Raw genomic sequence first — 6,893 nt, 5'->3', positions numbered from 1 at the left:
CCTGGACTGAGGAGCGGAGGGAGCGAAGCGACCGGAGTGACGAGGGAAGGGCGGGAGCCAAGGGCCCCATGACCCGCCGGCGCCGAAGGCCCGGCAAGGCACAGTGACGAGGGAAGGGCGGGAGCCAAGGGCCCCGTGACCGGCCGAGCCGGAAGCGAGGCCAAAGGCACAGTGAGCGGCGAGCCTGACTGGTCGAGCACAGAGCCGATCCTAAGATGCAGGCCATGAGCAGCCTGCTCCATCCGGTCGGGCACCTGCCCGCCAGCGTGTACTGGTTCCGCCGGGGACTGGTGCTTGCTGTCTTGGCGCTGCTGCTCTTCCTGGTCCTCCGGATGTTCGGCGGTGGCGACGACGACCCGCAGAACACGGCCGCCACCGGCCCTCAGCAGGACCCCACCACGGCCCCGGTGGTCACGCCCAGCAGTACACCGGCGACCACCGAGAAGTCCGAGGAGCCGACGAAGACCACGACGACGCCGCGGGACACGAAATGCGACGGCTCCGAGGTCCGCGTCGAGGTCCTGCCCACCAACCGGAGGATCGTGTCCGGCTCGGTGCTGAACTTCGTGGTCCGGTTCGAGGCCGTCTTGGACGAGTGCAAGGCGGCGATCGACTCCGGCGAGCTGACCGTGACGGTTACCTCGGGCAACGACCTGATCTGGACGACAACCCATTGTGGGAAAGCGGTTCAGCGGACCACCCTGGTTGTTGCCAAGGGCAAGCAAGTCGCGACGACGGTGCCATGGGACGGCCGCCGGTCCGGGCCTGGCTGCCTGCCCGGCCAGCCGGTCGCCAAGCCCGGAACCTATGTCGTCAAGGCAGTCTTCGACGACCGTGCGTCAATTGCGCAGGCCTTCCAGGTCGTTTGACCCCGCGGTCGGCGCCTGCCGCAGGTGCTGCGGCTTGACGAACAGCAGAGCCGCCACCACGCCCAGCAGCAGGACCGCGGCCGGCAGCAGCAGCGACTGCGCCATCGCGTCGCTGAAGCCCTGGTGCAGCATGTCCGGCAGTGTCCCGCCCGCGGCACCCTCGCCCGCCGGCGCACCGCCCGGCGTAGCAGGCAGGTTGTCTGCCAACCGCGACTCCATCAGTACGGCGATCCCCGCGCTGCCGAGAACGGCGCCGACCTGTCGGGTCGTGTTGTAGACGCCCGCACCGGCTCCGGCCTGGTGCAACGGGAGGTTCCTGGTCGCCGTACTGCCGATCGGACCCCACATGAAGGCGTTCGCCACACCGAGCAGTGCGATCGGCAGCAGCAGCTTCCAGATCGGTACGTCGGGCTCGATCACCTGACTCAACCAGAACAACGCTGCCGAGCAGCACGCCAGCCCGAAGGTGGCCAGGTACCGCGGATGCGCGCGGTCGGTGAGCCGCCCGGAGAACGGCGACAGGACACCGGTGATGACGGCCATCGGGACGAGCAGCAATGCGGACTTCGTCGGGCTCAGGCCGCGCACTGTCTGCGCGTAGAGCATCAGCGGGAACGTCATCGCGGTGATCGCGAAGCCGACCGTGGTGATCGCGGTGTTGGCCAGCGAGAAGTTCCGGTCCTTGAACAGGCCCAGCGGCAGCAGCGGCTCGCCGCGGTTGCGGTACTGCCAGATCACGAAGATCGCCAGCACCACCAGGCCGGTGATGATCAGCGACCAGACCGAGATCGGGCCGTCGATCGTGCCCCAGTCGTACTTCTGCCCTTCCTGGATGCCGAACACTAGGCAGAACAGGCCGATCGAGCTCAGCGCCACCCCGACCAGGTCGAACCTGTGCTCGTGGGTCGGCAGATCCGGTACCAGCCGCATCGCCAGCACGAACGCGATCACGCCGACCGGCGCGTTCAGGAAGAAGATCCACTCCCAGCCGAGCCCGTCGACCAGGACGCCGCCGAGGATCGGGCCGACCAGCGTCGCCACCCCGGCGGTCGCACCCCACAGGCTCATCGCCCGGCCGCGCTGGTCCGGCGGGAAGATCCGGGTGATCACGGCCATCGTCTGCGGAGTCATCATCGAGGCGCCGAGCCCCTGGAACACCCGGGCCACGATCAGCAACTCGACCGAGGTGGTCAGCCCGCACCACACTGACGCGGCGGTGAACAGCGCGAGACCGGTCAGGTAGACCTTCTTCGGCCCGATCTTGTCACCGAGCCGCCCGGTCACCAGCAGCGGTACGGCGTAGGCGAGCAGATAGGCGCTGGTCACCCAGATCACGTTGCCGACGTCGGTGCGCAGGTCGGTCATGATGGCCGGGGTCGCGACCGACACGATGGTCGAGTCGACCAGGATCATGAAGAAGCCGATCACCAGCGCCCACAGCGCCGGCCACGGCCGAACCTCCGGCCTCACATGTTGCGGGGTTGCCATGGCAAGTCCTTGGTCTCGATCCGTTCGATGGTGGTGGCCAGCCAGTCGCGCTCGCAGGCCAGCTGGGTTCGGAGGTAGTCGCCGGCCATCCAATACAGCTCCGGCACCTGCTCCTGGGCGGTGGCGAGGGCGTCGGACAGCTCGGCCAGCCAGTTGTCCAGGTCCGCGACCCGGCGGCGGAACCGCAGCAGGGCGTCCTGTTCGTCGAGGTTGTGCGACTCAGCCAGTACGACGGGGAACAGCGGATACTCGTAGACGTACGACTCGATCCCGGTCTGCACCCGTCGCCGCAGCGCCTCGTCTCCCTCGCAGGTGATCTCGTACGTCGTGCGCTCCGGGCGGTTGCCGGATCGTTCGGTGCCCGTCGCCCGGATCAGTTGCTGGCCGGCCAGCCGCTCGACTGTGTGGTACAGCGAACCCGGTCGGACCTTGACGATCCGGGTGTCCTGCCGCGTCAGCAGCACTTGGTACATCTCATAAGCGTGCATCGGCCGCTCGTTCAGCAGCGCCAGCACCGAGATCGCCAGCGGGGTGAGCTCGGCCATCATCTCCGTCCGGTGTGTTCCACGCGAAATATTCCATGTGGAGTATTACTTCGGCGCGGCCCTGAACGCAAGCCACCCCCGGTTCGGCAGCCGAACCGGGGGTGGTGGTCGAGAGTCTCAGACGTAGCGTTCGAGGATGCTGGACTCGGCCAGCCGGGACAGTCCTTCGCGGACCGTGCGGGCGCGGTTCTCGCCGACGCCCTCGACCGTCTGCAGGTCGTCGATGCTTGCCGCGAGCAACTTCTGCAGGTGGCCGAAGTGGTCGATCAGCCGGTCGATCACCGCACCGGGCAGACGCGGCACCTTCGCCAGCAGGCGGTATCCGCGGGGCGTCACGGCTGCGTCCAGCTGCTCGGCGCCACCGAGCTGCAACGCCCGCGCGACCTGGCCGATGTCCAGCAGGTCGGTCGGGCTGACCGCGTCCAGCTCGAGCAGTACGTCGTCCGCGGTCTTCGCCTTGCGGCCCGTGGCCGGTGGCAGGTAGTCGCGGACGACGAGCTCGCGTTCACCGGCGACCCCGGCGACGAGTTCGTTCAGCTGGAGCGTGAGCAGCCGGCCGTCGGTGCCGAGCTCGACGACGTACCCGTCGATCTCGGTGGCGATCCGGCGGACCATCTCCAGCCGCTGGGCGACCGCGGCCACGTCGCGGACGGTGACCAGGTCCTCGATCTCGAGCGCGGACAGCGTGCCGGACACCTCGTCGAGGCGCAGCTTGTACCGCTCCAGCGTGGCGAGGGCCTGGTTGGCCCGGGACAGGATCGCGCCGGAGTCCTCCAGCACGTACCGCTGGTCGTCGACGTACAGAGCGATGATGTGCATCGACTGCGACACCGAGATCACCGGGAAACCGGTCTGCCGGGCGACCCGGTCGGCGGTGCGGTGCCGGGTGCCGGTCTCCTCGGTGTGGATCGACGGGTCCGGCATCAGGTGCACGGCGGCCCGGAGCATCCGGCTGACGTCGCGGTCCAGGATGATCGCGCCGTCCATCTTGCTCAGCTCCCGCAACCCGGTCGCGGAGAACTCCACATCGATCTCGAAGCCGCCGGTCGAGATCGAGTCGACCGTCTTGTCGTGACCCAGGACGAGCAGGGCGCCGGTACGCCCGCGCAGGATCCGTTCCAGGCCTTCGCGCAGTTCGGTACCAGGTGCCACCGCCGCGAGAGTCGCGCGCATCCGGGCGCCGGTGCTGTTCTTGTCGGAATTGGGGGCCACGGTCACTGAGTCTATGCGGTTGTCCGGACGTGGTGCGGCCGAAGTCCCCGCTATCGGTCAGTCACCGGACCGCGATTGCCGCGCGCTTGCACGTGCGCGTGCAAACGCCCCGTGCACCTGATCCGTGCAGTCCGATCTCCCGCGTGCATCGGGCCCGCTCGGGTCCGGCGCCTGCCGGGTCAGGGACAGCGGATGACCTGGCCGGCGTAGGACAGGCCACCGCCGAATCCGAACAGCAGCACCGGCGCGCCGCTCGGAATCTCGCGCCGTTCGATCAGTTTCGACAGCGCGATCGGGATACTCGCGGCCGAGGTGTTGCCGGACTCGACGACGTCCCTGGCGACCACGGCGTTGACGGCGCCGAGACGCTTGGCCAGCGGCTCGATGATGCGCAGGTTGGCCTGGTGCAGGACGACACCGCCGAGGTCCTCGGGCGCGATACCGCTCTTCTCACAGACCTGCTTGGCGATCACCGGCAGCTGGGTCGTGGTCCAGCGGAAGACGCTCTGTCCCTCCTGCGCGAACTTCGCGTCGTGGCCTTCGATCCGGACCGCGTCCGACATCTCCGGCACCGAACCCCAGACCACCGGGCCGATCTCCGGCTCGTCGCTCGCGACCACCACGGCCGCGCCGGCGCCGTCGCCGATCAGCACGCAGGTGGTGCGGTCGGTCCAGTCGGTGAAGTCGCTCAGCTTCTCCACGCCGATGACGAGCGCCTTGGATGCGGCGCCGGCCCGGATCGCGTGGTCGGCGGTCGCCAGCGCGTGCGCGAAACCGGAGCACGCGGTGTTCACGTCGAGGGCGGCCGGGCTGCCGAGGCCGAGCCGGTTGGCGACCCGGGCGGCGATGTTCGGCGAGCGGTCGATCGCCGTACAGGTGGCGACCACGACGAAGTCGATCTCGGACTTGTCGATCCCGGCGTTCGCGACCGCCTTGTCCGCGGCCCGCCAGGCCATCTCGTCGACCTGTTCGTCGGGTGCGGCGATCCGGCGTTCGCGGATGCCGACCCGGCTCTGGATCCACTCGTCACTGGTCTCCACGATGGTGGCGAGCTCGTCGTTGGTCAGCACTCGCTCGGGCTGGTAGTGGCCGAGCGCGACAACTCTGGATCCGGTCATCTGACTGCTCCTGCGGTCGTCCGGCCAGGCCGGCAGGGTCCCGGGCGCAACGCTGAACCCGGCGGGGGCGTCCCCAGCGTACGTTCCCCACTCCACGCCCGTGGATCCCTCGTCTCACCACCAGCCCTGCACTGTGGCCCGGAACACACACTCAAAGCCCTGGCTGACAGCGAGCGCCGATCATGCGGGTCTGGCTGTGTAGTGGTGGTTCAGGTGAGGCCGGCGGCCAGGAGGGCTGAGGGGAGGTCGGGGGCGGCGAAGACGCGGAGGCCGTACTTGGCCTGCATGTCCATCGGTTTCAGCTCTTTGCCGCGGTTGGGAACATCGGCAGGGACTATCGCCTTGGTGAAGCCCAGCCGCGCGGCCTCCGCCAGGCGTTTCTCCAGACCGCCGACGCGGCGGACCTCGCCGGCCAGGCCGACCTCGCCGATCGCGATCAGGCCGGGATGGATCGGCCGGTCCATGACCGACGAGGCGACCGCGATCGCCACCGAGAGGTCCGCGACCGGTTCGGCGATCTTCACCCCGCCGACGGTGGCGACGTACACCTCCTGGTCGGTCAGCTTCAGGCCGACCCGGTTACCCAGTACGGCGAGGACCATCGAGACCCGGGACGACTCCAGCCCGGAGGTGGTCCGGCGCGGCTGTGGCGCCGCCGACGGCCCGACCAGCGCCTGGACCTCGGCCAGCAGCGGCCGCCGCCCTTCCATCATCACCGTCACGCACGTCCCGGCAACCGGCTCGGCGTGCTCGGAGACGAACAGGCCGGTCGGATCCGTCACCTCGACGATGCCGGTGTCGACCATGTCGAAACACCCGACCTCGTCCGACGGGCCGAACCGGTTCTTGCTCGCCCGCACCATCCGGAACCCGGAGTGCCGGTCGCCGTCGAACGCGAGGACGACGTCGACCAGGTGCTCGAGCATCCGCGGCCCGGCGATCGCGCCGTCCTTGGTGACATGCCCGACCAGCACGACCGCGATGTGCCGCTCCTTGGCCAGCCGCACGAGTGCGCCGGTCACCTCGCGGACCTGCGTCACGCCGCCTGGTGCGCCGTCCACCTCGGGATGCGCCATCGTCTGCACCGAGTCGATCACCAGGAACGACGGATCGACCGCGTCGACCTGGCCGACCACCGCGGACAGGTCGGTCTCGGCCGCGAGGTAGAGCTCGTCGACCAGCGCATCGGTCCGCCCGGCCCGCATCCGCACCTGGGCAGCCGACTCCTCACCCGACACGTACAGCGTCCGTTGACCCCGGCGAGCCGACTGGGCCGCGACCTCCAGCAGCAGCGTCGACTTGCCGACACCGGGCTCACCGGCGAGCAGGATCACCGCACCCGGTACGACGCCGCCGCCGAGGACCCGGTCGAGCTCGCCGATCCCGGTCGGGCGGGACTCGGCCTCGATCGCGGACACCTTGGCGATCGGCATCGCGGGTGACGACACCGGGCCGGCCGTGATCCGGGCCGCTTTGGGCGCGCCGATCTCGGCGACCGTGCCCCATGCCTGGCACTCGCCACACCGCCCGATCCATCGGGCCGCCGTCCATCCGCATTCGCTACATGCGAACGCCGGCTTGCCTTTCGTGCTCCCCGCTGCCTTCGCCATGCCGAACAACCTAGGCGAAGCTGCCGACAAAAGCGGAACGCTTGTCCACAG

At 69.3% G+C, this 6,893-nt stretch carries 6 protein-coding genes; 1 reads left to right on the top strand and 5 read right to left on the bottom strand.

What is annotated here, in order from left to right; translation table 11 throughout:
- Nucleotides 1–224: 224 nt before the first annotated feature.
- Nucleotides 225–869, top strand: a complete 645-nt coding sequence (locus AB0F43_RS35995) for a hypothetical protein (RefSeq protein ID WP_360487608.1) — start codon at nucleotides 225–227, stop codon at nucleotides 867–869.
- On the opposite strand, the gene AB0F43_RS35990 is transcribed toward AB0F43_RS35995, so the two are convergent.
- From AB0F43_RS35990 to radA, 5 genes are all read right to left on the bottom strand, one after another.
- Entirely contained in the window at nucleotides 840–2,357 is a 1,518-nt protein-coding gene (locus AB0F43_RS35990; RefSeq protein ID WP_360487605.1) for a DHA2 family efflux MFS transporter permease subunit, read from the bottom strand. The genes AB0F43_RS35995 and AB0F43_RS35990 overlap by 30 nt on opposite strands.
- A complete protein-coding gene (locus tag AB0F43_RS35985; protein ID WP_360487602.1) occupies nucleotides 2,336–2,905 on the bottom strand; it encodes a PadR family transcriptional regulator in 570 nt (189 codons plus the stop codon). Before AB0F43_RS35985 ends, AB0F43_RS35990 begins: the two co-directional genes overlap by 22 nt.
- Nucleotides 2,906–3,019: 114 nt before the next feature.
- On the bottom strand, nucleotides 3,020–4,114 hold the full coding sequence (disA, locus tag AB0F43_RS35980) for a DNA integrity scanning diadenylate cyclase DisA (RefSeq protein WP_360487599.1): 1,095 nt from the start codon (nucleotides 4,112–4,114) through the stop codon (nucleotides 3,020–3,022).
- Nucleotides 4,115–4,293: 179 nt separating this feature from the next.
- Nucleotides 4,294–5,232, bottom strand: a complete 939-nt coding sequence (locus AB0F43_RS35975; RefSeq protein ID WP_360487596.1) for a beta-ketoacyl-ACP synthase III — start codon at nucleotides 5,230–5,232, stop codon at nucleotides 4,294–4,296.
- Nucleotides 5,233–5,441: 209 nt separating this feature from the next.
- On the bottom strand, nucleotides 5,442–6,842 hold the full coding sequence (gene radA, locus AB0F43_RS35970) for a DNA repair protein RadA (RefSeq protein WP_360487593.1): 1,401 nt from the start codon (nucleotides 6,840–6,842) through the stop codon (nucleotides 5,442–5,444).
- Between the last annotated feature and the right edge of the window lie 51 nt (nucleotides 6,843–6,893).

The organism is Kribbella sp. NPDC023972, assembly GCF_040639075.1.
Lineage (GTDB): Bacteria > Actinomycetota > Actinomycetes > Propionibacteriales > Kribbellaceae > Kribbella.
The sequence above is the reverse complement of the archived record's forward strand: the minus strand, read 5'-3'. Positions and strand labels throughout refer to the sequence as shown.

Excerpts from the sequence above, each read along its gene's own strand:
- AB0F43_RS35995 (WP_360487608.1), top strand. The coding sequence starts at position 225 with ATGAGCAGCCTGCTCCATCCGGTCGGGCACCTGCCCGCCAGCGTGTAC.
- AB0F43_RS35990 (WP_360487605.1), bottom strand. The coding sequence starts at position 2,357 with ATGGCAACCCCGCAACATGTGAGGCCGGAGGTTCGGCCGTGGCCGGCG.
- AB0F43_RS35985 (WP_360487602.1), bottom strand. The coding sequence starts at position 2,905 with ATGATGGCCGAGCTCACCCCGCTGGCGATCTCGGTGCTGGCGCTGCTG.
- AB0F43_RS35975 (WP_360487596.1), bottom strand. The coding sequence starts at position 5,232 with ATGACCGGATCCAGAGTTGTCGCGCTCGGCCACTACCAGCCCGAGCGA.
- radA (WP_360487593.1), bottom strand. The coding sequence starts at position 6,842 with ATGGCGAAGGCAGCGGGGAGCACGAAAGGCAAGCCGGCGTTCGCATGT.